This window comes from Anoxybacillus sp. FSL W8-0104 (assembly GCF_038004465.1).
GTDB classification, from domain to species: Bacteria; Bacillota; Bacilli; order Bacillales; family Anoxybacillaceae; genus Anoxybacillus; species Anoxybacillus flavithermus_G.
Genome location: NZ_JBBOQU010000001.1, coordinates 120,673 through 147,500 on the forward strand (window position 1 = coordinate 120,673; position 26,828 = coordinate 147,500).

Annotated in this window: 44 protein-coding genes (1 of these 44 running past the window's edge); 43 read left to right on the forward strand and 1 reads right to left on the reverse strand. The window is 41.9% G+C overall.

Features of this window, described 5'->3' with window-relative positions:
- Positions 1–20 precede the first annotated feature (20 nt).
- The 42 genes from rpsG to NST18_RS00805 all read left to right on the forward strand — a co-directional run bounded on the left by rpsG (position 21) and on the right by NST18_RS00805 (position 25,689).
- A complete protein-coding gene (rpsG, locus tag NST18_RS00600) occupies positions 21–491 on the forward strand; it encodes a 30S ribosomal protein S7 (RefSeq protein WP_004888658.1) in 471 nt (156 codons plus the stop codon).
- Between the two features lie 134 nt (positions 492–625).
- Entirely contained in the window at positions 626–2,704 is a 2,079-nt protein-coding gene (gene fusA, locus NST18_RS00605) for an elongation factor G (protein WP_004888659.1), read from the forward strand.
- Between the two features lie 127 nt (positions 2,705–2,831).
- Positions 2,832–4,019, forward strand: coding sequence for an elongation factor Tu (gene tuf / locus NST18_RS00610; RefSeq protein WP_004888661.1), 1,188 nt, complete (start codon positions 2,832–2,834; stop codon positions 4,017–4,019).
- Between the two features lie 278 nt (positions 4,020–4,297).
- Positions 4,298–4,606, forward strand: coding sequence for a 30S ribosomal protein S10 (gene rpsJ, locus NST18_RS00615; protein WP_009361489.1), 309 nt, complete (start codon positions 4,298–4,300; stop codon positions 4,604–4,606).
- 23 nt (positions 4,607–4,629) lie between these two features.
- Positions 4,630–5,256, forward strand: coding sequence for a 50S ribosomal protein L3 (gene rplC, locus NST18_RS00620; RefSeq protein ID WP_004888665.1), 627 nt, complete (start codon positions 4,630–4,632; stop codon positions 5,254–5,256).
- 27 nt (positions 5,257–5,283) lie between these two features.
- Positions 5,284–5,907: a 50S ribosomal protein L4 gene (gene rplD, locus NST18_RS00625; protein WP_064213999.1), complete on the forward strand. Its 624-nt coding sequence runs from the start codon at positions 5,284–5,286 to the stop codon at positions 5,905–5,907.
- Positions 5,907–6,194, forward strand: a complete 288-nt coding sequence (rplW, locus tag NST18_RS00630; protein ID WP_004888670.1) for a 50S ribosomal protein L23 — start codon at positions 5,907–5,909, stop codon at positions 6,192–6,194. The genes rplD and rplW overlap by 1 nt, the downstream gene beginning before the upstream one ends.
- A 27-nt stretch (positions 6,195–6,221) precedes the next feature.
- Positions 6,222–7,052 carry a 50S ribosomal protein L2 gene (rplB, locus tag NST18_RS00635; RefSeq protein WP_003397662.1) on the forward strand — a complete coding sequence of 277 codons (831 nt, stop codon included), beginning with the start codon at positions 6,222–6,224 and terminating at the stop codon, positions 7,050–7,052.
- A gap of 57 nt (positions 7,053–7,109) precedes the next feature.
- Positions 7,110–7,388, forward strand: a complete 279-nt coding sequence (gene rpsS, locus NST18_RS00640) for a 30S ribosomal protein S19 (protein WP_003397663.1) — start codon at positions 7,110–7,112, stop codon at positions 7,386–7,388.
- 20 nt (positions 7,389–7,408) lie between these two features.
- The gene (gene rplV / locus NST18_RS00645) at positions 7,409–7,750 is read left to right on the forward strand and encodes a 50S ribosomal protein L22 (protein ID WP_064214000.1); all 342 of its coding nucleotides are present in this window, start codon (positions 7,409–7,411) and stop codon (positions 7,748–7,750) included.
- Positions 7,751–7,753: 3 nt separating this feature from the next.
- Positions 7,754–8,410, forward strand: coding sequence for a 30S ribosomal protein S3 (gene rpsC, locus NST18_RS00650; protein WP_003397666.1), 657 nt, complete (start codon positions 7,754–7,756; stop codon positions 8,408–8,410).
- Between the two features lie 2 nt (positions 8,411–8,412).
- Positions 8,413–8,847, forward strand: a complete 435-nt coding sequence (gene rplP / locus NST18_RS00655) for a 50S ribosomal protein L16 (RefSeq protein WP_003397670.1) — start codon at positions 8,413–8,415, stop codon at positions 8,845–8,847.
- Positions 8,837–9,037 (forward strand): 50S ribosomal protein L29, encoded by a 201-nt coding sequence (gene rpmC, locus NST18_RS00660; protein ID WP_003397671.1) that lies wholly within the window; start codon positions 8,837–8,839, stop codon positions 9,035–9,037. The genes rplP and rpmC overlap by 11 nt, the downstream gene beginning before the upstream one ends.
- Before the next feature lie 25 nt (positions 9,038–9,062).
- Positions 9,063–9,326: a 30S ribosomal protein S17 gene (gene rpsQ / locus NST18_RS00665; RefSeq protein WP_003397674.1), complete on the forward strand. Its 264-nt coding sequence runs from the start codon at positions 9,063–9,065 to the stop codon at positions 9,324–9,326.
- A gap of 48 nt (positions 9,327–9,374) precedes the next feature.
- Positions 9,375–9,743 carry a 50S ribosomal protein L14 gene (gene rplN / locus NST18_RS00670; RefSeq protein ID WP_004888678.1) on the forward strand — a complete coding sequence of 123 codons (369 nt, stop codon included), beginning with the start codon at positions 9,375–9,377 and terminating at the stop codon, positions 9,741–9,743.
- Between the two features lie 36 nt (positions 9,744–9,779).
- Positions 9,780–10,091 (forward strand): 50S ribosomal protein L24, encoded by a 312-nt coding sequence (rplX, locus tag NST18_RS00675; RefSeq protein ID WP_003397676.1) that lies wholly within the window; start codon positions 9,780–9,782, stop codon positions 10,089–10,091.
- A gap of 29 nt (positions 10,092–10,120) precedes the next feature.
- On the forward strand, positions 10,121–10,660 hold the full coding sequence (rplE, locus tag NST18_RS00680; protein ID WP_004888681.1) for a 50S ribosomal protein L5: 540 nt from the start codon (positions 10,121–10,123) through the stop codon (positions 10,658–10,660).
- Between the two features lie 34 nt (positions 10,661–10,694).
- The gene (rpsN, locus tag NST18_RS00685) at positions 10,695–10,880 is read left to right on the forward strand and encodes a 30S ribosomal protein S14 (RefSeq protein WP_003397678.1); all 186 of its coding nucleotides are present in this window, start codon (positions 10,695–10,697) and stop codon (positions 10,878–10,880) included.
- A gap of 33 nt (positions 10,881–10,913) precedes the next feature.
- Positions 10,914–11,312, forward strand: a complete 399-nt coding sequence (rpsH, locus tag NST18_RS00690) for a 30S ribosomal protein S8 (protein ID WP_004888685.1) — start codon at positions 10,914–10,916, stop codon at positions 11,310–11,312.
- A gap of 29 nt (positions 11,313–11,341) precedes the next feature.
- The gene (rplF, locus tag NST18_RS00695; RefSeq protein WP_004888688.1) at positions 11,342–11,881 is read left to right on the forward strand and encodes a 50S ribosomal protein L6; all 540 of its coding nucleotides are present in this window, start codon (positions 11,342–11,344) and stop codon (positions 11,879–11,881) included.
- A gap of 32 nt (positions 11,882–11,913) precedes the next feature.
- Positions 11,914–12,276: a 50S ribosomal protein L18 gene (gene rplR / locus NST18_RS00700; RefSeq protein ID WP_004888689.1), complete on the forward strand. Its 363-nt coding sequence runs from the start codon at positions 11,914–11,916 to the stop codon at positions 12,274–12,276.
- A gap of 19 nt (positions 12,277–12,295) precedes the next feature.
- Entirely contained in the window at positions 12,296–12,796 is a 501-nt protein-coding gene (gene rpsE, locus NST18_RS00705) for a 30S ribosomal protein S5 (protein ID WP_004888691.1), read from the forward strand.
- Between the two features lie 14 nt (positions 12,797–12,810).
- On the forward strand, positions 12,811–12,999 hold the full coding sequence (gene rpmD / locus NST18_RS00710; RefSeq protein ID WP_003397685.1) for a 50S ribosomal protein L30: 189 nt from the start codon (positions 12,811–12,813) through the stop codon (positions 12,997–12,999).
- Positions 13,000–13,013: 14 nt separating this feature from the next.
- The gene (rplO, locus tag NST18_RS00715; protein ID WP_004888697.1) at positions 13,014–13,454 is read left to right on the forward strand and encodes a 50S ribosomal protein L15; all 441 of its coding nucleotides are present in this window, start codon (positions 13,014–13,016) and stop codon (positions 13,452–13,454) included.
- On the forward strand, positions 13,454–14,746 hold the full coding sequence (secY, locus tag NST18_RS00720; protein ID WP_004888698.1) for a preprotein translocase subunit SecY: 1,293 nt from the start codon (positions 13,454–13,456) through the stop codon (positions 14,744–14,746). The genes rplO and secY overlap by 1 nt, the downstream gene beginning before the upstream one ends.
- A gap of 59 nt (positions 14,747–14,805) precedes the next feature.
- On the forward strand, positions 14,806–15,459 hold the full coding sequence (locus tag NST18_RS00725) for an adenylate kinase (RefSeq protein ID WP_004888700.1): 654 nt from the start codon (positions 14,806–14,808) through the stop codon (positions 15,457–15,459).
- Positions 15,456–16,202: a type I methionyl aminopeptidase gene (map, locus tag NST18_RS00730; RefSeq protein WP_004888702.1), complete on the forward strand. Its 747-nt coding sequence runs from the start codon at positions 15,456–15,458 to the stop codon at positions 16,200–16,202. The genes NST18_RS00725 and map overlap by 4 nt, the downstream gene beginning before the upstream one ends.
- Before the next feature lie 103 nt (positions 16,203–16,305).
- Positions 16,306–16,524: a translation initiation factor IF-1 gene (gene infA, locus NST18_RS00735; RefSeq protein ID WP_003247618.1), complete on the forward strand. Its 219-nt coding sequence runs from the start codon at positions 16,306–16,308 to the stop codon at positions 16,522–16,524.
- A gap of 30 nt (positions 16,525–16,554) precedes the next feature.
- Positions 16,555–16,668: a 50S ribosomal protein L36 gene (gene rpmJ / locus NST18_RS00740; protein WP_000868344.1), complete on the forward strand. Its 114-nt coding sequence runs from the start codon at positions 16,555–16,557 to the stop codon at positions 16,666–16,668.
- 22 nt (positions 16,669–16,690) lie between these two features.
- Positions 16,691–17,056: a 30S ribosomal protein S13 gene (rpsM, locus tag NST18_RS00745; RefSeq protein WP_003397691.1), complete on the forward strand. Its 366-nt coding sequence runs from the start codon at positions 16,691–16,693 to the stop codon at positions 17,054–17,056.
- A gap of 25 nt (positions 17,057–17,081) precedes the next feature.
- A complete protein-coding gene (rpsK, locus tag NST18_RS00750; RefSeq protein WP_003397692.1) occupies positions 17,082–17,471 on the forward strand; it encodes a 30S ribosomal protein S11 in 390 nt (129 codons plus the stop codon).
- A gap of 168 nt (positions 17,472–17,639) precedes the next feature.
- Positions 17,640–18,584 carry a DNA-directed RNA polymerase subunit alpha gene (locus tag NST18_RS00755; protein ID WP_003397693.1) on the forward strand — a complete coding sequence of 315 codons (945 nt, stop codon included), beginning with the start codon at positions 17,640–17,642 and terminating at the stop codon, positions 18,582–18,584.
- Positions 18,585–18,644: 60 nt separating this feature from the next.
- The gene (gene rplQ, locus NST18_RS00760) at positions 18,645–19,007 is read left to right on the forward strand and encodes a 50S ribosomal protein L17 (RefSeq protein ID WP_003397694.1); all 363 of its coding nucleotides are present in this window, start codon (positions 18,645–18,647) and stop codon (positions 19,005–19,007) included.
- A gap of 113 nt (positions 19,008–19,120) precedes the next feature.
- Complete coding sequence (locus tag NST18_RS00765; protein ID WP_064214001.1) at positions 19,121–19,975, forward strand: energy-coupling factor ABC transporter ATP-binding protein; 855 nt, start codon at positions 19,121–19,123, stop codon at positions 19,973–19,975.
- Positions 19,933–20,802 carry an energy-coupling factor ABC transporter ATP-binding protein gene (locus NST18_RS00770; protein ID WP_064214002.1) on the forward strand — a complete coding sequence of 290 codons (870 nt, stop codon included), beginning with the start codon at positions 19,933–19,935 and terminating at the stop codon, positions 20,800–20,802. The genes NST18_RS00765 and NST18_RS00770 overlap by 43 nt, the downstream gene beginning before the upstream one ends.
- Positions 20,799–21,596, forward strand: coding sequence for an energy-coupling factor transporter transmembrane component T family protein (locus NST18_RS00775; RefSeq protein ID WP_064214003.1), 798 nt, complete (start codon positions 20,799–20,801; stop codon positions 21,594–21,596). The genes NST18_RS00770 and NST18_RS00775 overlap by 4 nt, the downstream gene beginning before the upstream one ends.
- A gap of 16 nt (positions 21,597–21,612) precedes the next feature.
- Positions 21,613–22,356, forward strand: coding sequence for a tRNA pseudouridine(38-40) synthase TruA (truA, locus tag NST18_RS00780; RefSeq protein ID WP_064214004.1), 744 nt, complete (start codon positions 21,613–21,615; stop codon positions 22,354–22,356).
- Between the two features lie 146 nt (positions 22,357–22,502).
- Positions 22,503–22,937 (forward strand): 50S ribosomal protein L13, encoded by a 435-nt coding sequence (gene rplM / locus NST18_RS00785; protein WP_012573869.1) that lies wholly within the window; start codon positions 22,503–22,505, stop codon positions 22,935–22,937.
- Positions 22,938–22,959: 22 nt separating this feature from the next.
- The gene (gene rpsI, locus NST18_RS00790) at positions 22,960–23,352 is read left to right on the forward strand and encodes a 30S ribosomal protein S9 (RefSeq protein ID WP_003397701.1); all 393 of its coding nucleotides are present in this window, start codon (positions 22,960–22,962) and stop codon (positions 23,350–23,352) included.
- A gap of 91 nt (positions 23,353–23,443) precedes the next feature.
- On the forward strand, positions 23,444–23,848 hold the full coding sequence (locus NST18_RS00795) for a DUF2521 family protein (protein WP_004888712.1): 405 nt from the start codon (positions 23,444–23,446) through the stop codon (positions 23,846–23,848).
- Positions 23,849–23,903: 55 nt separating this feature from the next.
- Entirely contained in the window at positions 23,904–24,602 is a 699-nt protein-coding gene (gene cwlD, locus NST18_RS00800) for an N-acetylmuramoyl-L-alanine amidase CwlD (RefSeq protein ID WP_004888713.1), read from the forward strand.
- Positions 24,603–24,681: 79 nt separating this feature from the next.
- Positions 24,682–25,689, forward strand: a complete 1,008-nt coding sequence (locus tag NST18_RS00805; RefSeq protein WP_004888714.1) for an Mrp/NBP35 family ATP-binding protein — start codon at positions 24,682–24,684, stop codon at positions 25,687–25,689.
- A 16-nt stretch (positions 25,690–25,705) separates the two neighbouring features.
- Here the strand turns inward: NST18_RS00805 and gerD are convergent, their stop codons facing one another.
- Entirely contained in the window at positions 25,706–26,302 is a 597-nt protein-coding gene (gene gerD / locus NST18_RS00810; RefSeq protein WP_064214006.1) for a spore germination lipoprotein GerD, read from the reverse strand.
- Positions 26,303–26,433: 131 nt separating this feature from the next.
- On the opposite strand from gerD, the gene NST18_RS00815 reads away from it, so the two are divergent.
- Positions 26,434–26,828, forward strand: the 5' portion of a protein-coding gene (locus tag NST18_RS00815) for a KinB-signaling pathway activation protein (RefSeq protein WP_192952141.1). 202 nt of this gene lie beyond the right edge of the window; only the first 395 of its 597 coding nucleotides appear in the window; the start codon lies at positions 26,434–26,436; its stop codon lies beyond the right edge, outside the window.

Consider the following 26,828-nt stretch of genomic DNA (forward strand, 5'->3'; position numbering starts at 1 on the left):
CACTGAAAGGAGGAAAAACTATGCCACGTAAAGGTCCGGTTCCTAAACGAGATGTGTTACCAGATCCAATTTACAACTCAAAGCTAGTTACACGTTTAATCAATAAAATTATGATTGACGGTAAAAAAGGTAAAGCACAAAAAATTCTTTACACAGCGTTCGATATTATTCGTGAACGCACAGGTAAAGATCCAATGGAAGTGTTTGAGCAAGCGTTGAAAAATGTTATGCCAGTTCTTGAAGTTCGCGCACGCCGTGTTGGTGGTGCAAACTATCAAGTTCCTGTTGAGGTGCGTCCAGAACGCCGCACAACATTAGGTCTTCGTTGGCTTGTGAACTACGCTCGTCTTCGTGGAGAAAAAACGATGGAAGAGCGTTTAGCAAATGAAATTATGGATGCTGCTAACAACACAGGTGCAGCTGTGAAAAAACGCGAAGATACACACAAAATGGCAGAAGCAAACAAAGCGTTTGCACACTATCGTTGGTAATTTTTTCGTTAAATTAAGAATAGGTGAGAGCGATGCGGTTGAAACTAAAAAAGCATGCCCATCGCTCATTCGCCTATATTCCTGTATGCAAAATAAATTACGACACTTCATTTAAGGAAGGAGAAAAAATCCATATGGCAAGACAGTTCTCCTTGGAAAACACTCGCAATATTGGAATCATGGCCCATATTGACGCCGGTAAAACAACAACAACAGAACGTATCCTTTTCTACACAGGACGCGTTCATAAAATCGGTGAAGTTCATGAGGGCGCAGCAACGATGGACTGGATGGAGCAAGAACAAGAGCGCGGAATTACCATCACATCCGCAGCAACAACAGCTCAATGGAAAGGCCATCGTATTAACATCATCGATACACCTGGACACGTCGACTTCACAGTAGAAGTTGAACGTTCATTGCGCGTATTAGACGGTGCAGTGGCGGTATTAGACGCACAATCAGGTGTAGAACCGCAAACAGAAACAGTATGGCGCCAAGCGACTACATACGGTGTTCCACGTATCGTTTTCGTAAACAAAATGGACAAGATTGGCGCAGACTTCTTATACTCTGTAAAAACGCTTCATGACCGTTTACAAGCGAATGCGCACCCTGTCCAATTACCAATTGGTGCAGAAGATCAATTCACAGGCATCATTGACCTTGTTGAAATGTGCGCATACCACTATCACGATGAGTTAGGAAAAAACATCGAGCGCATCGAGATTCCTGAAGACTATCGTGATATGGCTGAAGAATATCGCGGAAAATTAATTGAAGCAGTTGCAGAGCTTGATGAAGAATTAATGATGAAATATTTAGAAGGGGAAGAAATTACAAAAGAAGAATTAAAAGCTGCGATTCGTAAAGCGACAGTTTCTGTTCAATTCTTCCCTGTATTCTGTGGTTCTGCATTCAAAAACAAAGGCGTTCAATTAATGCTTGATGGGGTTGTTGACTACTTACCATCGCCAGTCGACATTCCTGCGATTAAAGGAACTGTTCCTGATACAGAAGAAGAAACAGTTCGCGAAGCGCGCGACGATGCTCCTTTTGCAGCGTTAGCGTTCAAAATTATGACAGATCCTTACGTTGGTAAGTTGACGTTCTTCCGCGTATACTCTGGCACATTAAACTCTGGTTCTTACGTGTTGAACTCAACAAAACGTAAGCGTGAACGTATCGGTCGTATTCTACAAATGCACGCAAACCACCGTGAAGAAATTGCACAAGTTTACGCAGGTGACATTGCGGCAGCTGTAGGTTTAAAAGATACAACAACTGGTGATACATTGTGTGATGAAAAAGACCCAGTCATCCTAGAGTCTATGCAATTCCCAGAGCCAGTTATTCAAATCGCGATCGAACCGAAGTCAAAAGCTGACCAAGATAAGATGAGCACAGCATTACAAAAACTTCAAGAAGAAGACCCAACATTCCGTGCATGGACAGACCAAGAAACAGGTCAAACAATCATCGCGGGTATGGGTGAGCTTCACCTTGACATCATCGTTGACCGTATGCGTCGCGAGTTTAAGGTAGAAGCAAACGTTGGTGCTCCACAAGTTGCATACCGTGAAACATTCCGTAAATCTGCACAAGTTGAAGGAAAATTTGTGCGCCAGTCTGGTGGTCGCGGTCAATACGGTCACGTTTGGATCGAGTTCTCACCAAACGAAGAAGGAAAAGGCTTCGAATTCGAAAACGCGATTGTTGGTGGGGTTGTTCCAAAAGAATACATCCCTGCAATTCAAGCAGGTCTTGAAGATGCAATGCAAAACGGTGTTCTTGCTGGATACCCAGTTGTTGATATTAAAGCGAAATTATTCGACGGTTCTTACCACGATGTTGACTCAAGCGAAATGGCGTTCAAAATCGCTGCTTCTATGGCGTTGAAAAACGCAGCATCAAAATGTGATCCTGTGTTGCTTGAGCCGATCATGAAAGTAGAAGTCATCGTCCCTGAAGAATATTTAGGTGACATCATGGGTGACATCACTTCTCGTCGTGGTCGCGTCGAAGGTATGGAAGCTCGCGGTAACGCACAAGTTGTTCGCGCGATGGTTCCACTTTCTGAAATGTTTGGATACGCAACTTCATTGCGTTCAAATACACAAGGTCGCGGAACATTCACAATGGTATTCGACCATTATGAAGAAGTTCCGAAAAGCATTGCCGAGGAAATCATCAAAAAAAATAAAGGTGAATAATTGATTTTCTAGCATTGTTCAAGTATAAATACTTATGTAAGACTTGGAAGTGGACGTGCCTGTGCACTTTCACTTCCGAGCATTCTATATTCTATACTTAATAAAAAACACTAAGGAGGATATTATAATGGCTAAAGAGAAATTCGAACGTACGAAACCACACGTCAACATTGGTACAATCGGCCACGTTGACCATGGTAAAACAACTTTAACAGCTGCAATCACAACAGTTCTTGCGAAACAAGGTAAAGCACAAGCACGCGCATATGACCAAATCGACGCTGCTCCAGAAGAGCGTGAGCGCGGAATTACAATCTCAACTGCACACGTTGAGTACGAAACTGACAACCGTCACTATGCACACGTTGACTGCCCAGGTCACGCTGACTACGTGAAAAACATGATCACAGGTGCTGCGCAAATGGACGGCGCGATCCTTGTTGTATCTGCTGCTGACGGTCCAATGCCACAAACTCGTGAGCACATTCTTCTTTCTCGCCAAGTAGGTGTACCTTACATCGTTGTATTCTTAAACAAATGCGACATGGTAGACGATGAAGAACTTTTAGAGCTTGTTGAAATGGAAGTTCGCGATTTATTATCTGAATACGACTTCCCTGGAGACGAAGTTCCTGTAATTAAAGGTTCTGCGTTAAAAGCACTTGAGGGAGATCCAGCTTGGGAAGAAAAAATCATTGAGCTTATGAACGCTGTTGATGAGTACATCCCAACTCCACAACGCGAAATCGATAAACCGTTCATGATGCCAGTTGAGGACGTATTCTCAATCACTGGTCGTGGTACAGTTGCTACTGGTCGCGTTGAGCGCGGTATCTTAAAAGTTGGTGACCAAGTAGAGATCATCGGTCTTTCTGAAGAGCCAAAAGCAACAACTGTTACAGGTGTTGAAATGTTCCGTAAGCTTCTTGACCAAGCTGAAGCTGGTGACAACATCGGTGCACTTCTTCGCGGTGTTTCTCGTGACGAAGTACAACGCGGTCAAGTATTAGCAAAACCAGGAACAATCACTCCACACACAAAATTTAAAGCGCAAGTTTACGTGTTAACAAAAGAAGAAGGTGGACGTCATACTCCTTTCTTCTCTAACTACCGTCCACAATTCTACTTCCGTACAACGGACGTAACAGGTATCATCCAACTTCCAGAAGGCGTTGAGATGGTAATGCCTGGCGACAACATCGAAATGACAGTAGAATTAATCGCGCCAATCGCGATCGAAGAAGGTACAAAATTCTCGATCCGCGAAGGTGGACGTACAGTAGGTGCAGGTTCTGTATCTGAAATCATCGAGTAATCGATGGAAGTGGTCTAGCGGTCAGCTAGACCACTTATTTTTTTGCTCCATTGAAAATGCATGACGAAATATGTATAATAGGAAAGGCAGTTTGTGAAGAAAAGAAATAAAAAAACTTGCATTAGCTATGGATTTTATATATAATAATAAACGTTGGTCTTTGACTGCGATGAAGTGGGAGGTTGCTGACACACCCGGCCGCTTTGCCATGGCGAGTGTGAAGGAAATTTCCATGGAGAATGTCTATTTTAAAAATAGGCGAAGAAGGAGGGAAAATAATGGCAAAAGAAAAAATTCGTATTCGTTTAAAAGCGTATGATCATCGAATTCTTGATCAATCTGCTGAGAAAATTGTGGAAACTGCAAAGCGTTCAGGCGCAACTGTATCTGGACCGATTCCGTTACCAACTGAAAGAACGGTGTACACGATTTTACGTGCGGTTCATAAATACAAAGACTCTCGTGAGCAGTTCGAAATGCGCACACATAAACGCTTAATTGACATCGTCAATCCGACTCCACAAACAGTAGATTCTTTAATGCGTTTAGACTTACCGTCTGGTGTTGATATTGAAATCAAGTTGTAATTGCTATATAGGAGGTGTGAAAGATGAAAGGAATCTTAGGAAGAAAAATCGGCATGACTCAAGTGTTTGCTGAAAACGGGGATCTTATTCCTGTAACGGTAATTCAAGCGACTCCGAACGTAGTTCTTCAAAAGAAAACGATTGAAAACGACGGTTATGAAGCGATTCAATTAGGTTTTGAAGATTTACGTGAGAAATTAGCGAACAAGCCGCAAAAAGGTCATGCTGCAAAAGCAAACACCACACCTAAGCGCTTCATTCGTGAAATTCGTGGTGTGAATCTTGCAGAATATGAAGTAGGTCAAGAAGTAAAAGTGGACATTTTCAACGAAGGTGAAATCGTTGACGTCACAGGAACGTCAAAAGGTAAAGGTTTCCAAGGTGTAATTAAACGCCATGGACAATCTCGTGGACCAATGGCGCACGGTTCTCGTTATCATCGTCGTCCTGGTTCAATGGGTCCAATCGCTCCAAACCGTGTATTCAAATCAAAAGAGCTTCCAGGTCGCATGGGTGGCGAGCGAGTAACAGTACAAAACTTAAAAGTTGTCAAAGTGGATCCAGAACGCAACTTAATTTTAATTAAAGGAAACGTACCAGGTCCAAACAAAGGGCTTGTTATCATTAAAAGCGCGGTTAAGGCGAAATAATTTCTTTAAGAAAGGAGGAAACACCCAATGCCAAAAGTAGCATTGTACAACCAAAACGGAGAAAACATCGGTGAAATCGAATTAAACGATGCCGTATTTGGTATTGAACCGAACAAACATGTGTTATTTGAAGCGGTAATTATGCAACGTGCTTCCTTGCGTCAAGGAACTCATAAAACAAAAAATCGTGCAGAAGTAAGCGGCGGTGGCCGTAAACCATGGCGTCAAAAAGGTACTGGACGCGCTCGTCAAGGATCGATTCGTTCTCCACAGTGGCGCGGCGGTGGTATTGTATTTGGTCCAGTTCCACGCAGCTACAGCTACAAACTTCCGAAAAAAGTTCGTCGCTTAGCAATTAAATCAGCTTTATCTTCAAAAGTGCTTGAAAACAACATCGTTGTATTAGACAATTTAACACTTGAAGCACCGAAAACAAAAGAAATGGTTAAAATTTTAAACAACCTTTCTGTTGATCGCAAAGCGTTAATTGTAACAGCAGATGCAAACGAGAACGTCATTCTTTCAGCCCGCAACATCCCAGGAGTTACAGTCGTAACAGCAAGCGGAATTAACGTTCTTGATGTACTCAACCACGACAAGCTTGTCATTACAAAAGCTGCCGTGGAAAAAGTAGAGGAGGTGCTTGTATAATGAAAGATCCTCGCGATATTATTAAGCGCCCCGTCATTACTGAACGTTCAACAGAGTTAATGGGTGAGAAAAAATATACGTTCGAAGTTGATGTAAAAGCGAACAAAACGGAAGTAAAAGATGCGATTGAAGCGATCTTCGGCGTAAAAGTAGCAAAGGTCAACATTATGAACTATAAAGGAAAGTTCAAACGTGTTGGTCGCTACAGCGGATTAACAAACCGCCGTCGCAAAGCGATTGTTACATTAACGCCAGACAGCAAAGAGATCGAACTATTTGAAGTATAAGTTTAAAAGTGAAGGAGGGAAATGGACATGGCGATTAAAAAATATAAGCCAACGTCTAACGGTCGTCGTGGTATGACGGTTTTAGACTTCTCTGAGCTTACAACAGATAAGCCGGAAAAATCGTTGCTTGCCCCTTTAAAGAAAAAAGGCGGTCGTAACAACCAAGGTAAATTGACAGTTCGTCACCAAGGTGGCGGTCATAAACGTCAATATCGTATTATTGACTTTAAACGCGATAAAGATGGCATTCCAGGACGCGTTGCTACAATCGAATACGATCCAAACCGTTCTGCGAATATCGCATTAATTCATTATGCCGATGGTGAAAAACGTTACATCATCGCACCGAAAAACTTAGAAGTTGGCATGGAAATCATGTCAGGTCCAGATGCGGACATTAAAGTAGGTAACGCATTACCTTTAGCAAACATTCCAGTTGGTACAGTAATTCACAACATTGAGTTGAAACCTGGTAAAGGTGGACAATTAGTGCGCGCTGCAGGTACATCTGCACAAGTGCTTGGTAAAGAAGGTAAGTACGTACTTGTTCGTTTATCTTCAGGTGAAGTTCGCATGATTTTAGCAACTTGCCGCGCAACAGTCGGTCAAGTTGGTAACGAACAACATGAGCTTGTGAACATCGGTAAAGCTGGACGCGCTCGTTGGTTAGGCATTCGTCCAACAGTTCGCGGTTCTGTTATGAACCCAGTCGATCACCCACACGGTGGTGGTGAAGGTAAAGCACCAATCGGACGTAAGTCTCCAATGACTCCATGGGGCAAACCAACACTTGGATTCAAAACGCGTAAGAAGAAAAATAAATCTGATAAATTTATCGTACGTCGTCGTAAAAAATAACGGGGTTGAGCTACGGTTCAAAAGAACCGTAGAGCAATCACGAAAGGAGGTTCACTTATGGGTCGCAGCTTGAAAAAAGGTCCTTTTTGTGATGATCATTTAATGAAAAAAATTGAGAAATTGAACGAAACTGGACAAAAACAAGTAATCAAAACATGGTCTCGTCGTTCAACTATTTTCCCGCAATTCATCGGTCATACGATCGCTGTTTACGATGGTCGTAAACACGTTCCGGTTTACATCACAGAGGACATGGTTGGTCATAAGCTCGGTGAATTTGCGCCAACGCGCACATACAAAGGCCATGCTGCTGATGATAAGAAAACAAGACGTTAATATGAGAGGAGGCTTTCATTATGCAGGCTAAAGCTGTTGCTAGAACGGTTCGAATTGCTCCTCGTAAAGCTCGCTTAGTCATTGACTTAATTCGAGGAAAGCAAGTAGGTGAAGCAGTTGCCATTCTTCGTCATATGCCAAAAGCTGCTTCTCCGATTATCGAGAAAGTATTAAAATCTGCAGTGGCAAACGCAGAACACAACTATGACATGGACGTTAATAAGCTCGTTGTTACAGAAGCTTATGTGAACGAAGGACCAACATTAAAACGTTTCCGTCCTCGTGCACAAGGTCGTGCTAGCGCAATTAACAAACGCACAAGCCATATCACGATCGTTGTTTCAGAAAAGAAGGAGGGATAATCAGTGGGTCAAAAGGTAAATCCAATCGGTCTTCGCATTGGTATTATTCGTGATTGGGAATCAAGATGGTACGCTGAAAAAGATTACGCGGACCTTTTACACGAAGATCTTAAAATTCGCGAGTACCTCACAAAGCGCTTAAGTGATGCAGCTGTTTCTCGCATTGAGATCGAGCGTGCGGCAAATCGTGTGAACATCACTATCCACACAGCGAAACCAGGAATGGTAATCGGTAAAGGTGGATCTGAAGTTGAAGCGCTTCGTAAAGCGTTAAACGAATTAACTGGCAAACGTGTTCATATCAACATCGTTGAAATCAAAAAGCCAGACTTAGAAGCAAAACTTGTTGCGGAAAATATCGCGCGTCAAATTGAAAACCGCGTATCATTCCGTCGTGCGCAAAAACAAGCGATTCAACGCACAATGCGTGCAGGTGCTAAAGGAATTAAAACGATGGTATCTGGTCGTTTAGGTGGAGCAGATATCGCTCGCTCAGAACATTATAGCGAAGGAACAGTTCCACTTCATACTCTTCGCGCTGACATTGACTACGCAACAGCAGAAGCGGATACAACATACGGGAAAATCGGCGTGAAAGTATGGATTTATCGTGGAGAAGTCCTTCCTACGAAAAAGAAAACTGAGGAAGGAGGAAATTAATCATGTTAATGCCAAAACGCGTAAAATATCGTCGTGAACATCGCGGTCGCATGAAAGGTCGTGCAAAAGGCGGTACGGAAGTACATTTTGGTGAGTATGGCTTACAAGCGTTAGAGCCAGCATGGATTACAAACCGTCAAATCGAGGCTGCTCGTCGTGCGATGACTCGTTACATGAGACGTGGCGGTAAAGTATGGATTAAAATTTTCCCTTCAAAACCATACACAGCAAAACCACTTGAAGTGCGCATGGGTTCCGGTAAAGGTGCTCCAGAAGGTTGGGTAGCTGTTGTTAAACCTGGTAAAGTAATGTTTGAAATCGCGGGAGTTTCTGAAGAAGTGGCTCGTGAAGCATTACGTCTTGCTTCTCACAAACTTCCAATCAAATGTAAATTCGTAAAACGTGAAGAAATTGGTGGTGAATCAAATGAAAGCTAAAGAAATTCGTGAACTTACCACTGCCGAGATTGAACAAAAAATTAAAGCGTTGAAAGAAGAGTTATTCAACCTTCGCTTCCAATTGGCAACAGGTCAATTAGAGAATACTGCTCGTATTCGTGAAGTACGCAAAGCGATTGCGCGTATGAAAACTGTTATTCGCGAAAGAGAGATCGCTGCTAATAAATAATTGAAATCGAGGGGAGGTTCGCACAATGAGTGAACGCAACAATCGTAAAGTTCTCGTCGGCCGTGTTGTTTCCGATAAAATGGATAAAACAATTACGGTTCTTGTAGAAACTTATAAAAAGCATCCTCTTTACGGCAAGCGCGTAAAGTATTCGAAAAAATATAAAGCACATGACGAAAACAATGTAGCAAAAGTGGGCGACATTGTAAAAATTATGGAGACACGTCCTCTCTCTGCAACAAAACGTTTCCGTCTTGTTGAAGTAGTTGAAAAAGCTGTTATCGTTTAATCAATATGTTCGGTGTGATGGATACAAATCCGAAAGGAGGTTTCGTCAATGATTCAACAAGAAACTCGTATGAAAGTTGCTGATAACTCTGGTGCACGTGAAGTGCTTGTCATTAAAGTGCTAGGTGGTTCTGGTCGTCGTTATGCGAACGTTGGCGACATCGTTGTGGCGACAGTTAAAGATGCAACACCAGGTGGCGTTGTTAAAAAAGGTCAAGTTGTTAAAGCGGTTGTCGTTCGTACAAAACGTGGCGTGCGCCGTACAGACGGTTCTTACATCCGCTTTGACGAAAATGCTTGCGTAATCATTCGTGATGACAAGAGCCCACGTGGTACGCGTATTTTCGGACCAGTTGCTCGTGAGTTGCGCGACAAAGACTTTATGAAAATCGTTTCTTTAGCTCCAGAAGTGATTTAATGAAAAGGAAAAGCCTTTTAAGGAGGTGCGATTCAGATGCATGTAAAAAAAGGTGATAAAGTGCAAGTGATCTCTGGTAAGGATAAAGGAAAACAAGGCGTTATTCTTGCTGCGTTTCCAAAGAAAAACCGAGTGCTTGTTGAAGGTGTGAACATCGTAAAAAAACACGTAAAACCTTCTCAAGCAAATCCACAAGGCGGCATTATCAGCCAAGAGGCGCCAATCCACGTATCAAACGTAATGCCTCTTGATCCAAAAACAGGATTACCAACTCGTGTTGGATACAAAGTAGTTGACGGTAAAAAAGTTCGCTATGCGAAACGTTCTGGTGAAATTTTAGACAAATAATGAAGTGACTGAGGAAGGGAGGTACTCAAATGAACCGCCTTAAAGAAAAGTATTTGAAAGAAGTTGTTCCTGCTCTTATGAGCAAGTTTAACTATAAATCAGTGATGCAAGTTCCAAAAATCGAAAAAATCGTCATCAACATGGGTGTTGGTGATGCGGTACAAAACGCAAAAGCGTTAGATAGCGCAGTAGAAGAACTCGCATTAATTTCTGGTCAAAAACCAGTTGTTACACGCGCGAAAAAATCAATCGCTGGTTTCCGTCTTCGCGAAGGAATGCCAATCGGTGCGAAAGTAACACTTCGCGGTGAGCGCATGTACGAGTTTTTCGATAAGCTCGTTTCTGTTTCTTTACCGCGCGTTCGTGACTTCCGCGGCGTATCGAAAAAATCATTCGATGGACGTGGAAACTACACATTAGGTGTAAAAGAGCAATTAATTTTCCCTGAAATTGATTACGATAAAGTAAACAAAGTTCGCGGTATGGACATCGTGATCGTTACAACTGCGAAAACTGACGAGGAAGCTCGTGAATTACTTGCGTTGCTCGGTATGCCATTCCAAAAATAATCATTCCCATTCGTAAAAAGAGGGAGGCGAAAACGTGGCTAAAAAATCAATGATCGCGAAACAAAAACGCACACCAAAGTTTAAAGTACAAGCGTACACTCGTTGTGAGCGTTGTGGACGTCCACACTCTGTATATCGCAAATTTAAACTTTGCCGTATTTGTTTCCGTGAATTAGCGTATAAAGGTCAAATTCCTGGTGTGAAAAAAGCAAGCTGGTAATAAACCCATGAGTTGGGAAGGAGGTAAAACATAATGGTGATGACAGATCCAATTGCAGATATGCTTACTCGCATTCGTAATGCGAACATGGTGCGTCACGAGAAACTTGAAGTTCCTGCTTCGAAAATTAAAAGAGAAATCGCTGAAATTTTAAAGCGTGAAGGTTTCATTCGTGATGTCGAATACATTGAAGATAACAAACAAGGTATTCTTCGTATTTTCTTAAAGTACGGTCCAAATAACGAGCGCATAATTACAGGTCTTAAACGCATTAGCAAACCTGGTTTGCGCGTATATGTAAAGGCTGACGAAGTACCACGCGTATTGAACGGCCTAGGAATCGCAATTCTTTCAACATCTCAAGGCATTTTAACTGACAAAGAAGCACGTCAAAAACGTACTGGCGGCGAAGTGTTAGCATACATTTGGTAATTATTTTGCAACGAATGGAGGTGTAGTACATGTCACGTGTTGGTAAAAAACCATTGGAAATTCCAGCTGGTGTTACAGTTACATTAAACGGTAACACGGTTACTGTAAAAGGTCCGAAAGGTGAACTTACTCGTACGTTCCATCCAGATATGATCATTAAATTAGAAGGCAACGTTTTAACAGTTGAGCGTCCAAGCGATGAGAAACATCATCGTGCACTTCACGGAACGACTCGCAGCTTGCTTGCAAACATGGTTGAAGGTGTTTCAAAAGGCTATGAGCGTGCACTTGAGCTTGTCGGTGTCGGTTACCGTGCGACAAAACAAGGCAAAAAGCTTGTATTAAGCGTAGGATACTCTCATCCTGTTGAAATCGAGCCAGAAGAAGGACTTGAAATCGAAGTTCCTTCACAAACAAAAATCATCGTTAAAGGTGCGGACAAACAACGTGTTGGTGAATTAGCAGCAAACATTCGTGCCGTTCGTTCACCAGAGCCTTACAAAGGAAAAGGTATTCGCTACGAGGGCGAAGTTGTACGTCGTAAAGAAGGTAAAACAGGTAAGAAATAATGCTGCTTAGGTAAATGAAAGGAGTGACACGAATGATCACTAAGCTTGATAAAAATGCAGTTCGCAAAAAAAGACACGCTCGTGTTCGTCGTAAAGTAGTAGGAACTGCGGAACGTCCACGCTTAAATGTGTTCCGTTCAAACAAACACATTTACGCGCAAATTATCGACGATGTGAAAGCTGTGACACTTGTTAGCGCGTCAACGTTAGATAAAGAGTTTGACTTAGAATCAACAGGCAATGTTGAAGCAGCTCAAAAAGTGGGCGAATTAATTGCTAAACGTGCACTTGAAAAAGGAATTACGGCGGTTGTATTTGACCGTGGCGGATATTTATATCATGGACGTGTTAAAGCACTTGCAGACGCTGCTCGTGAAGCTGGATTACAATTCTAATTAAGAAGGAGGGACAGAGATGCGTCGCATTGATCCAAATAAACTTGAACTAGAAGAACGCGTTGTTGCCGTTAACCGCGTAGCTAAAGTAGTAAAAGGTGGACGTCGTTTCCGTTTCGCTGCGTTAGTCGTTGTTGGTGACAAAAACGGTCATGTCGGCTTCGGAACTGGAAAAGCTCAAGAAGTTCCAGATGCTATTCGCAAAGCGATTGAAGACGCGAAGAAAAACTTAATTACTGTACCGATTGTTGGTACAACAATTCCACATGAAGTTATCGGACATTTCGGAGCAGGTGAAATCATTTTAAAACCAGCATCCGAAGGTACAGGGGTTATTGCTGGTGGTCCTGCACGTGCGGTATTAGAATTAGCAGGTATTAGCGATATTTTATCGAAGTCAATCGGCTCCAACACACCAATCAACATGGTGCGCGCAACAATTGACGGTTTGAAGCAATTGAAACGTGCTGAAGAGGTAGCAAAATTGCGCGGTAAAACAGTTGAGGAACTGTTAGGATAAGGGAGGGAAAAATGATGGCGAAAAAATTAGCAATTACCCTCACTCGCAGCGTAATCGGTCGTCCGCAAGACCAACGCGTGACGGTTAAAACATTAGGTTTAAGAAAATTGCATCAAACAGTTGTTCATAACGACAATCCAGCCATTCGTGGGATGATTAATAAAGTTTCTCACCTTGTAACAGTAAAAGAATTAGAAGAATAAGGAGGTGCCTCGGCATGAAGCTACATGAATTACAACCAGCACCGGGTTCCCGTAAAGAACGTAACCGTGTTGGTCGTGGTATCGGCTCTGGTAACGGAAAAACTTCTGGTAGAGGACATAAAGGGCAAAACGCTCGCTCTGGCGGCGGTGTACGCATCGGCTTTGAAGGTGGTCAAACACCTTTATTCCGTCGTTTACCAAAACGCGGCTTCACAAACATTCATCGTAAAGAATATGCGATCGTTAACCTTGAAGCATTAAATCGCTTTGAAAACGGTACTGAAGTAACACCAGAATTGTTGCTTGAAACAGGCGTAGTAAGCAAGTTGAAAGCAGGCATCAAAGTTCTTGGAAACGGTGAGCTTACGAAAAAATTAACAGTAAAAGCTCATAAATTCTCTGCTTCTGCAAAAGAAGCGATCGAAGCTGCTGGCGGTAAAACTGAGGTGATTTAATGTTTCGAACAATCTCCAATTTTATGCGCGTGGGTGATATAAGAAGAAAAATTGTATTCACCCTTCTTATGCTCATTGTATTTCGCATCGGTACGTTTATTCCTGTGCCGGGCGTCAATGCAGACGTACTAAAAATGCAAGATCAGTTCAACGCTTTTGGCGTATTGAACACATTTGGTGGTGGCGCTTTACGAAACTTTTCTATTTTTGCGATGGGCGTCATGCCATACATTACGGCATCCATCATCGTTCAACTATTGCAGATGGATGTTGTTCCTAAATTTACAGAGTGGTCGAAACAAGGAGAAGTAGGCCGCCGTAAACTCGCTCAGTTTACCCGCTATTTTACGATTGTGCTTGGATTTATCCAAGCGTTCGCTATGTCGTACGGTTTTCATAATATGTCTGGTGGCATGCTCATTAAAAATCCAGGCATTCCGACATATTTGCTTATTGCGCTTGTGTTAACAGCTGGAACAGCCTTTTTAATGTGGCTTGGTGAGCAAATTACAGCTAAAGGTGTTGGAAACGGGATTTCCGTATTGATTTTTGCAGGGATCGTATCCGGTATCCCAACAACACTTAATCAAATTTACGTTCAACAGTTTGAAAATGCTGGCGATCAGCTGTTTTTACGCATCGTCACAGTGTTGTTAGTCGCTTTAGCAGTTGTTGCAGTTATTGTTGGCGTCATTTATGTGCAACAAGCGTTTCGGAAAATTCCGATTCAGTACGCAAAGCGATTAGAAGGACGTAGTCCGGTAGGTGGTCATTCGACACACATTCCGTTAAAAGTCAATCCGGCAGGCGTTATTCCGGTTATTTTTGCGGTGTCGTTTATTATTACTCCACCGACGATTGCATCGTTTTTCGGCTCGAATGATGTAACATTATGGATTAAAAAAGTTTTTGACTACACGCAACCAGTTGGTATGATCATATACGTCGCTTTAATTGTTGCCTTCGCGTATTTTTATGCGTTTGTTCAAGTCAATCCAGAACAAATGGCGGACAATTTGAAAAAGCAAGGTGGTTACATTCCAGGCATTCGTCCAGGAAAGAACACGCAAGAATTCATCACACGCGTTTTGTACCGGTTAACTTTCGTCGGAGCTCTATTTTTAGCAGCAATCGCTGTTCTTCCTGTCTTCTTTATCGAGTTCGCTAAACTACCGCCTTCTGCTCGAATTGGAGGAACGGGCTTGCTGATCGTCATCGGTGTTGCTTTAGAGACGATGAAGCAGCTAGAAAGCCAATTAGTGAAGCGCCATTACAAAGGCTTTATTAAATAAAAAGAGGTGTTGGGAATTTTATTCCCTCTACCTCACATAGAGCTGAGGGGGAGACGTTGATGAATTTAGTATTAATGGGACTTCCAGGTGCTGGAAAAGGTACGCAGGCAGAAAAAATTGTTGAGAAATATAAAATTCCTCACATTTCTACTGGGGATATGTTTCGAGCAGCGATTAAAGAAGGAACAGAGCTCGGTTTACAGGCGAAATCGTATATGGATCGCGGCGATCTTGTTCCAGACGAAGTGACGATCGGCATTGTTCGTGAACGGTTAAGCAAGGACGATTGCCAAAACGGATTTTTGCTTGATGGATTTCCACGAACAGTCGCTCAAGCGGAAGCGTTAGAAACGCTTCTTCAACAATTGAACCGTTCCATTGATTATGTTATTAACATCGAAGTAGATAAAAGCATCTTAATGGAACGTCTAACAGGCAGACGCATTTGTAAAGAATGCGGCGCAACGTATCATCTTGTATTTAATCCGCCAGCACAAGCAGGCATCTGCGATAAATGCGGAGGAGAATTGTATCAACGCGCAGATGATAACGAAGCGACCGTAGCGAATCGTCTTGAAGTCAATATGAAGCAAGCTCAGCCGTTGCTTGATTTTTACGCAGCGAAAGGGTACTTGCGCAACATTAATGGACAACAACATATTGATCAAGTGTTTGCTGACATTTGTGAATTACTTGGGGGCTTACAATCATGATCATTTGCAAAACCCCACGCGAAATTGAAATTATGCGTGAAGCTGGTCGAATTGTCGCTTTAACTCATCAAGAACTACAAAAATATATCGAGCCAGGCATAACGACGCGAGAGCTCGATCATATTGCTGAAACGTTCATTCGCAAACATGGTGCAATTCCTTCGTTTAAAGGATATAATGGATTCCGTGGGAGCATTTGCACATCGGTCAATGAAGAGCTCGTTCATGGTATTCCAGGAGACCGTGTGCTTCGCGAAGGAGATATTATTAGCATCGATATTGGCGCAAAATATAATGGATATCATGGTGATTCGGCTTGGACGTATCCGGTCGGAGCCATTTCAGAAGAAGCGAAAAAGCTTTTAGAAGTGACAGAACAGTCATTGTATCGTGGATTGGAAGAAGCGAAACCTGGCGCACGGTTAACGAACATTTCTCATGCGATCCAAACATACGTTGAGGCGCATAACTTTTCCGTTGTGCGTGAGTATGTCGGGCATGGAATTGGTCAAGACTTACATGAAAGTCCGCAAATCCCACATTACGGTCCGCCAAATAAAGGACCACGGTTAAAGCCAGGCATGGTTCTGTGCATTGAGCCGATGGTGAATGCAGGAACCCGTTATGTTCGCACGTTAGAAGATAATTGGACGGTCGTCACAGTAGATGGCAAACTATGTGCTCACTTTGAGCATACGATTGCCATTACCGAGACGGGATATGAAATTTTAACAACACTTTGAACGCTTTAACCTTCTTTGCGGATGCGCATCGTAAGCTTTAAACTAAACTGGTCGTGTTAGTTGAACATGTTACTCATTTCAAAAAAGAAGGGAGAGCCGTTCAATGGCGAAAGACGATGTAATTGAAGTGGAAGGTACAGTCGTTGAAACGTTGCCAAATGCGATGTTCCGAGTGGAACTTGAAAACGGTCATACCGTTTTAGCTCACGTTTCAGGTAAAATTCGCATGCATTTTATTCGCATCTTACCAGGTGATAAAGTAACAGTTGAATTATCACCTTACGATTTAACACGTGGAAGAATTACGTATCGATATAAATAACACTCCGCACGAACAAGGAGGTAAGTTCACATGAAAGTTAGACCATCTGTAAAACCGATTTGCGAAAAGTGCAAAGTCATTCGCAGACGCGGAAAAGTTATGGTTATTTGTGAAAATCCAAAGCATAAGCAAAAACAAGGATAAAACTTGAGGAGGTGTACAAATCATGGCACGTATTGCAGGTGTAGATATTCCTCGTGACAAACGTGTAGTCATTTCATTAACATACATTTACGGAATCGGTAAAGCAACTGCACAAAAAATCTTAGCAGAAGCTGGTGTATCTGAAGACACTCGTGTTCGCGATTTAACAGAAGAAGAATTAGGAAAAATTCGCGAAATCGTAGATCGCTTAAAAGTAGAAGGAGATCTTCGTCGTGAAGTATCTTTAAACATTAAGCGTTTAATGGAGATCGGTTGCTACCGTGGTCTTCGTCATCGTCGCGGATTGCCAGTTCGTGGCCAAAATACGAAAAACAATGCTCGTACACGTAAAGGTCCACGTCGTACAGTAGCGAATAAGAAAAAATAATTAAGTAAAGGAGGTTCATGAACGAATGGCACGTAAAACGAATACGCGTAAACGTCGTGTAAAAAAGAATATTGAATCTGGTATCGCTCATATCCGTTCGACTTTTAACAACACAATCGTCACAATTACAGACGTTCATGGAAATGCAATTTCTTGGTCAAGTGCGGGTGCGTTAGGCTTCAAAGGTTCTCGTAAGTCTACTCCGTTCGCTGCACAAATGGCTGCAGAAGCTGCTGCAAAAGCATCAATGGAGCATGGCATGAAAACTGTTGAAGTAAACGTAAAAGGTCCAGGTGCTGGTCGTGAAGCAGCGATTCGTGCACTTCAAGCGGCTGGATTAGAAATTACAGCAATTAAAGATGTTACACCGGTTCCACATAACGGATGCCGTCCGCCAAAACGTCGTCGTGTTTAATTTCTCTGTATAGAATTTGCGCATGTGTCAATAATGGGATATAGTCATTCTTACAGGGAAATGAAAAACAGTTGTTGTGCACATTCGGGAACTTATTCATGGGGGAATTTCGATTGAGCTGTCATCGGTTTAATCGGGGTTTCGACGTTTTGAAGGAGGGTTAAAGGAATGCTGGAAATTGAAAAGCCGAAAATCGAAACGGTTGAAATCAGCGAGGATGCCAAATATGGCAAATTCGTCGTTGAACCACTTGAGCGTGGATATGGTACAACTTTGGGTAACTCCTTACGTCGTATCCTGTTATCCTCACTCCCTGGTGCCGCTGTAACATCTGTTCAAATAGATGGTGTATTGCACGAATTTTCAACAATTGATGGCGTCGTGGAAGATGTAACAACGATCATTTTAAATGTTAAAAAGCTAGCGCTAAAAATTTACTCGGACGAAGAAAAGACGCTTGAGATTGATGTACAGGGTGAAGGAGTCGTTACAGCTGCGGATATTACTCACGATAGCGATGTAGAAATTCTCAATCCAGACCTTCATATTGCTACTTTGGCAAAAGACGGTCGTTTGCGCATGAGAATGACAGCGAAACGCGGGCGTGGGTATACACCAGCTGATGCTAATAAGCGCGAGGATCAACCGATAGGTGTTATCCCGATCGATTCCATTTATACGCCGGTATCGCGCGTATCGTACCAAGTCGAAAATACGCGCGTCGGTCAAATGACAAACTACGATAAGTTAACGATCGACGTGTGGACAGATGGTAGCATCGGCCCGAAAGAAGCAATCTCACTAGGGGCAAAAATTTTAACAGAGCACTTGAACATTTTTGTGAACTTAACAGACGAAGCACAACATGCTGAAATCATGATCGAAAAAGAAGAAGACCAAAAAGAAAAAGTGCTCGAAATGACAATTGAAGAGCTTGATCTTTCTGTTCGTTCATACAACTGCTTAAAACGTGCTGGCATCAACACAGTGCAAGAGCTTGCTCAAAAAACGGAAGAAGATATGATGAAAGTGCGCAACTTAGGCCGCAAGTCGCTTGAGGAAGTAAAAGCGAAGTTAGAAGAGCTAGGATTAAGCTTACGTAAAGATGACTAGTTAAGCGTTTGGTTAACTAGGCATTTTCATGTTAAAAGTGAAATAAAGGAGGGACATCACATGTCTTACAGAAAATTAGGACGCACAAGCTCTCAACGTAAAGCATTGCTTCGTGATTTAGTGACAGACTTAATCATTAATGAGCGAATTGAAACAACAGAAGCTCGTGCAAAAGAGTTGCGTTCTGTTGTAGAAAAAATGATTACATTAGGAAAGCGCGGCGATTTGCATGCACGTCGTCAAGCGGCTGCATTCGTACGCAAAGAAGTCGCAAACACAGAAACAGGTCAAGATGCGATTCAAAAATTGTTTAGCGACATCGCACCTCGTTACCAAGACCGTCAAGGTGGTTATACACGTATTATGAAACTTGGACCACGCCGCGGTGACGGTGCGCCAATGGTCATTATCGAACTAGTTTAATATGTTTTTACAAGGGCGAGACAGTTTTTGAACTGGATCTATGCCCTTTTTTTGTTTTCTTTTTTGTAGTAGAGTAGAGAATAAGAAAATTCAGAAGAGATGAGGAGAGAAATGTGGAAGTTGCTGTACGTGTGGAAAATGTAAGTTTTCAATATGCGAATGAACAAACGTATGCTTTACAAAACGTTTCGTTTCAAGTGTATGAAGGCGAATGGGTAACAATTGTTGGACATAACGGATCGGGAAAATCGACGCTTGCTAAATTGTTGATTGGCCTATTGCCATCTACGAGTGGAACGATTCACGTATGCGGTATTCCGTTAAATGAAGAAACAGTATGGGACGTTCGAAAACGACTAGGGATTGTTTTCCAAAACCCAGATAACCAATTTGTTGGAACGACTGTCCAAGATGACGTTGCTTTTGGTCTTGAAAATCGTGGTGTACCAAAACATGAGATGGAAAAGCGCATAAAAGAAGCGTTACAAAAAGTAGGTATGGAAAATTTCATGAATGACGAACCACATCGTCTATCAGGTGGACAAAAACAACGTGTGGCGATCGCAAGCGCCATTGCTCTTCAACCAAATATCATTATTTTAGATGAGGCAACATCGATGCTTGATCCAAGTGGAAAAAAAGAAGTTCTTCAAGTGATCCAATCACTTCGTCGTGAACACGATATGACGGTTATTTCAATTACTCATGATTTAAATGAAGTGGCAAAAGCCGACCGAGTGATTGTCATGAATAAAGGAAGGATCGCACTAGAGGGAACACCTAAACATATTTTTGCGCATGGGATGAAGTTAGAAGAAATGGGGTTAGACTTACCGTTTTCCCTGCAACTAAGTCAACGGTTGAAAGACAATCGTATTCCGATTACAACCGATCATTTGACAATAGAGGGGTTGGTGAGTGAATTATGGACATTGTATTCCGCGATGTCGAACACCGTTACCAAGTAAATACCCCTTTTGAGAAACGGGCGTTGTACGATATTCATGTTGATATTCGGAGTGGGTCGTATGTTGCGGTGATCGGTCATACCGGATCAGGAAAATCCACCTTTTTACAACATTTAAATGGCTTACTCCAGCCGACAAAAGGGACTGTTCATCTTGGGGATTATACAATAACAGCAGGAAAGAAAGAAAAACAGTTAAAGCCTTTGCGAAAAAAAGTAGGAATCGTGTTTCAATTTCCTGAACATCAACTATTTGAAGAAACAGTAGAAAAAGATATTTGTTTTGGACCGATGAACTTTGGAATGACAGAAGAGGAGGCGAAAGCTCGCGTTAGTGAGTGGTTAGCGCTTGTCGGATTGCCAGAAGACGTGCGACATAAATCACCATTTGGTTTAAGTGGGGGACAAATGCGTCGTGTCGCCATCGCAGGCGTTTTGGCGATGGAGCCAGAAGTGCTTGTGTTAGATGAACCGACTGCAGGGTTAGATCCTCGTGGTCGAAAAGAAATGATGGAGATGTTCGCTAGCCTTCAACAACAAAAACGGATGACGATTGTGCTCGTCACACATAGTATGGAAGAAGCAGCACGTTATGCCGATGAGATTATCATCATGCATCAAGGGACGATTGTGCGAAGAGGGACGCCGGAGCAAATTTTCCGTCACGTCGATGATTTACTACATCTCGGATTAGATGTACCTGAAACGATATTGTTTCAGCGAGCCATCGAACAAAAATTTGGCGTGCAGTTTCACACCCCATGTTTGACGATAGAAGATGTCATTAAAAACTTACAAACGTTATTTAATAAGGTGAAGGGTATATGATGAACAGTATGATTATTGGAAAATATGTTCCTGGGGACTCTTTCATTCACCGTCTCGATCCACGTACAAAACTTATTACTATGTTTATTTATGTGTTCATCGTTTTTCTTGCTAATAACGGATGGACATACGGGCTATTAACTTTTTTTACGTGCATCTTGTTGTTTTTATCGCGCATTCGCCTTTCGTTTTTTGTTAAAGGGCTGAAGCCTATTTTATGGGTGATTGTATTTACATTCCTTCTTCACGTGTTGTTAACAAAAGAAGGACATGTTGTTTTTCAATGGTTTGGAATGGAAGTGTATGATCAAGGTATTCAACAAGGGGCATTTATTTCTTTACGCTTTTTGCTCCTTATTGTTGTGACAACATTATTGACGTTAACAACAACGCCAATCGAAGTGACCGATGGGATGGAATCATTGCTTTCGCCATTAAAAAAATGGAATATACCTGTTCATGAGCTAGCGTTAATGATGTCGATTTCTCTTCGTTTTATTCCAACATTGATGGAAGAAACCGAGAAGATTATGAAAGCTCAAGCGGCTCGTGGCGTTGATTTTTCAGGCGGCCCATTATCGGAACGAATGAGAGCGATGACGGCGTTGCTCGTTCCACTATTTATTAGCGCATTTAAACGTGCAGAAGAGTTAGCCGTTGCAATGGAAGTGCGCGGATACCGCGGAGGGAAAGATCGAACAAAATGGCGCGAGTTGACGTGGAAGCGTGCAGATACGGTTTTTATGCTTTTGCTTACCTTATTGGCCATTGCGTTATGGTTACTTCGTTCGTAAAAGGGGCTAAGTTCAGATGACGAGAAGAATAAAATGTATTATTGCGTACGATGGTACGCATTTTGTGGGGTACCAAATTCAACAACAAAAGCGAACGGTACAAGGAGAGCTTGAGCGTGCGCTTTCGATCATTCATAAGGGGCAATTTGTTCGCGTATATGCTTCAGGACGGACGGATGCAACCGTTCATGCACACGGACAGGTGATTCATTTTGACACACCGCTGTCCATTCCAGATGAGAAATGGCCGAGAGCGTTAAATGCGCTTCTCCCTGATGATGTCATTGTCAAAGAAGCAAGTGAAGTATCCCCTTCCTTTCATGCACGGTTTAGCGTGAAAAAGAAAGAATATCGTTACCGCGTATGGACGGGGGAGAAAAACGTGTTTTTGCGTCATTACGTGTATCATTATCCGTATCCGCTTAATGTAGCAGCGATGAACGAAGCGCTTCATGATCTGATTGGCACGCATGATTTCACGAGTTTTTGTTCAGCAAAAACGGAAATAGAGGATAAAGTGCGTACGATTTACGAGGCGGAAGTCATTCCACAAGGAGACGAATTGATCTTCCGTCTCGTTGGAAATGGCTTTTTATACAATATGGTTCGCATTATCGTTGGGACGGTGCTAGAAGTCGGACGCGGGGAACGGCGTGCTGAAGAGATGAAAACAATTTTGGAACAAAAAAATCGAAGTGCTGCCGGAAAGACCGCACCGGGTCACGGTCTTTATTTATGGCACGTTTCGTATGACAACTAATCCAGGTGTAACATTTTCTTGACATTGGGTGTTGAAAGAGATATTATATCATATGGTATGTATTTTAAACCCACGATTAGCCCCGGAAATTAATCGTGTTGAAATAAATATCGCTTGTTCATTTTTTATTTTAGGAGGGAAAACAAATGCGTACGTATATGGCGAAGCCAAATGAAGTAGAACGTAAATGGTACGTTGTTGATGCAGAAGGCAAAACGTTAGGACGTCTTGCTAGTGAAGTTGCTGCAATTTTGCGCGGTAAACATAAACCAACTTACACACCGCACGTTGATACTGGTGATCATGTGATCATCATCAACGCAGAGAAAGTTGAGTTAACAGGTAAAAAATTAACAAACAAATTATACTACCGTCACAGCTTACATCCAGGTGGATTAAAAGTAAGAACAGCGCTTGAAATGCGCACAAATTATCCAGAGCAAATGCTTGAAAGAGCAATTCGTGGCATGCTTCCAAAAGGTAGCCTTGGTCGTCAAATGTTCAAAAAATTGCACGTTTATCGCGGAAGTGAACATCCGCATCAAGCACAAAAACCAGAAGTTTACGAACTTCGTGGATAATTGATTAAAGGAGGGCATTATTTTGGCACAGGTACAATACTACGGCACAGGTCGTCGCAAAAGCTCAGTTGCGCGCGTGCGTCTCGTTCCAGGTGAAGGACGCATTATCGTAAATGGTCGTGACATTCGTGATTACGTTCCATACGAGTCATTAGTTGAAGTTGTAAAACAACCACTTGTTTTAACAGAAACGTTCGGTAGCTACGATGTACTAGTAAACGTAAGCGGCGGTGGATTCACAGGTCAGGCAGGCGCAATCCGTCATGGCATTGCTCGTGCGTTGTTGCAAGTTGACCCTGAATACCGTCAAACATTAAAACGTGCAGGCTTGTTAACGCGCGATTCTCGTGTGAAAGAGCGTAAAAAATACGGTCTCAAAGGCGCTCGTCGTGCACCACAATTCTCAAAACGTTAATTTCAAAAAATCTCGGCAATTATTTTGCCGAGATTTTTTTTGTATGTTCCTTTGTCACATGCAAACAATATACATAAGGAGGGACAGCAAAATGGGAATGCTTACATCATTTACAGCGAAGAAATTAGAAAAACAGCTTACTTATGAACGAAACGTATTGCGGGATCTTTCTTATCGTGAATTGTGTAGACGTGTACATACATATTGGCAACGATATATGATTATTTCTCATGTCATTGAAAACATTTGTATTGACGCTGCGGTTGAAGCGTACTTACTCGGGGCGCATTATAGTCGATTTGCATATTACGGCGAGAAAATCGAAACGGTAAAAAGTCGTTGTATAGATGAGTATGAGCAGCTCATTCATGAGCTACATGAGTACATGAAACAGTGGAGAGATGGAATATACGATGTATGTGCTCGCTATATCGACGTATGGTGGGAAGAGGGAATGGAAAAAGGATTGCGTCGTCAAAAGCTTCGTTTAAAATAACCGTTCTAATTTCTTCTCTTGTCCCATATAACATAAATAGTGGGGAGGAGAAGGGATGAAAATACGTATTATTATTTTTTTCATTGTTTTTGTCCTTTTGTTACAGTTTTACGTGTTAAGCGATCGCTCGTGGAAAGCATGGAGCTTACCGTTATCAGGGAAGGTAATCATTCTTGACCCAGGGCACGGGGGTCCTGATGGGGGAGCGGTTGAAGGAGACGTTTTGGAGAAAGAAATCGCGCTACATGTGGCGTTGAAATTACGCGATTATTTGCAACAACAAGGTGCGCTTGTTCAAATGACAAGAGAAGGAGATCATGATTTAGCTAGCGAACAGACAAGAGGATATAGCCGAAGAAAAATAGAGGACTTACAACGGCGAGTGCAGTTTGTTAATGAGTCAGAGGCAGATTTTTTCATTAGTATTCACTTAAATGCCATCCCTTCGCCGAAGTGGAGAGGCGCACAAGTTTTTTACTATCCTTCATTAGAGGAAAATGCGAGATTAGCTAAGTTTATTCAACAAGAGCTACGTGTCAATTTGGAAAATACACATCGATTGGCGAAGCCCATTCAAACGGTATATTTATTAAAAATGGCTAAAAAGCCAGGGGCTTTAGTTGAAATTGGTTTTTTATCAAACGAGGAAGAACGAAAACTACTAGTGTCTTCATCGTATCAGGAAAAGTTAGCGGCTTCGATTTACAAAGGCATTTTACGTTACGTATCAAATGAACGTGATCCTTCTGAGTGAGAAGGATTCATTTTTTTATCCAGAAAATTATGTTATATTGAAAGTGTGAAACCGAATACATAAGGATTGGTGAGGCGCGATGTTGACAGAAAAACAAGTTGTGGAACTGCTCGAAACAATTTATGACCCTTTTTTGAAAAAAACGTTTAAAGAAACAGGAGCCATTCAAGAAGTCAAGATAAATGAAGAAAAAGGGCTAGTGAGTGTGAAAATTGCTTTAGCTAAAATGGAAACGGCTCAACAACTTCAAGTACAACAAACCGTTGTGCAACGTTTAAAAGATGCAGGGGCGTCTTCTGTTGGACTTCGCTTTGCTCAATTGCCGTTAGAAGAAGAGCGAATGGTAAATGAGCCGATTTATTTGGCGATCGCAAGTGGAAAAGGTGGAGTAGGAAAGTCGACTGTTTCCGTTAACTTAGCTGTTTCGCTTGCAAGGCTTGGTAAAAAAGTCGGTTTAATTGACGCTGACATTTATGGGTTTAGCGTACCAGACATGATGGGCATCACTGAGCGCCCTATTGTTCGTGGGGAAAAAATCATCCCAGTTGAACGGCTCGGAGTAAAAGTTATTTCTATGGGCTTTTTTGTAGAAGATAATTCCCCGGTCATTTGGCGCGGCCCGATGCTTGGGAAGATGTTAAAAAACTTTTTTGATGAAGTGGAATGGGGAGAGTTGGATTATTTATTATTAGATTTGCCTCCAGGTACAGGCGATGTAGCGTTAGATGTGCATACAATGCTCCCAACATCGAAAGAAATTATAGTGACGACTCCTCATCCCACAGCAGCTTTTGTAGCAGCAAGGGCGGGAGCGATGGCGGTACGTACAAATCATGAAGTTGTCGGTGTCATTGAAAATATGTCATATTTTGAAAGCAAAACGACGGGGGAAAAAGAATATATTTTTGGAAAAGGTGGCGGTCAAAAGTTAGCTGAAGAACTGCAGACGGATTTATTAGGACAACTGCCGCTCGGACAACCAGATTGGAACGATGATGATTTCGCTCCTTCAGTATATGGAGAAGATCATCCGATCGGAAAAGTGTATATGGATATTGCAAGGAAAATCATTGCGAAATTGCGATGAGGGGCGATTGAGCCCCTCATGCTGTTTGCTCTTCGCTTGACTCTTCCTCATCAGTTTTTTTCTTCTCCCCTTGCATCTCCTCCGCAGCTTTGATGAGGATGTCTTCAATTTTTGCTTTAAATAACGGGCTGCTAAAAGTTTCTGTAATCACTTTTTGCAAGTGAGCGCGAAAATCTTTGTTTTTCATTTCCGTTTGTATCAGTTTTTTTATCTCTGGATTTTGCATAATGTCTACAATCATTGCTTGATATTCAGGATCTTTCATGAGCGCTTTCAACAATTTTTCATGTTCTTCTTGCATGCTTTTTGCAAAATTTTGAGCAAACTTTGGATCCTCAAATGCTTTTTTCCAAAATGTCTTTCCTTTGTCTGAAGTTAACGTTTCTTCAATTGTTTTTTTTACTATTTGTTGATCCATAACAAGCTGTTGTTTGACTTTTTCATCGCTCATCACTTCTTGAATCGCTTTTTTTCCTTCATCTGTTTTTAAAATATCGACGACCATTTTTTTTGTTTGATCGTACTCAGGTTGCGCAGGGGTTTCTTCTTGTTGGGCGCACCCGGTCAGCATCAATACATAACTAAATAGGAAGAGCAAAAATGTCCGATTCATAATTAAGAGCCCCTTTCAACAAGTTTCCTTACTGTTAATATTCAATGTTCTTTGCAAAAATATTCGCTAGCATTTTTCTTATTTCGTTGATAGAATTTTGGAAGGGATATTGGGAAGTGGAGGTTGCACAAGTGAATAGTCGAAAGTGGGTTCAATTGTTTTTTTCTACATTGTTTGTTGGCGGAATAAGTACGGGGATTGTTGGGTTTGCTGTGAAATGGAACGAATATGCACGTCTTTTTACATCGTTTGAAATAAAAGAAATTTTATCCGTTCTCGTTTGGCTTATTGGTGTTGGTTTTATTTTTAGTGTAATTAGTCAAATGGGCTTTTTTGCATATTTAACAATTCATCGTTTTGGTCTCGGAATTTTTCGTTCGGTTGGATTATGGAATGCTGTACAATTAGTTCTCATTGCTTTTGTTTTATTTGATCTCGTTTATTTCCGTTATCAACTGTTTACAAAAGAAGGGGAATCCCTTGTTAGCTACGTGCTTGTTGCCTTATTTATTTTTTTATTTGGACT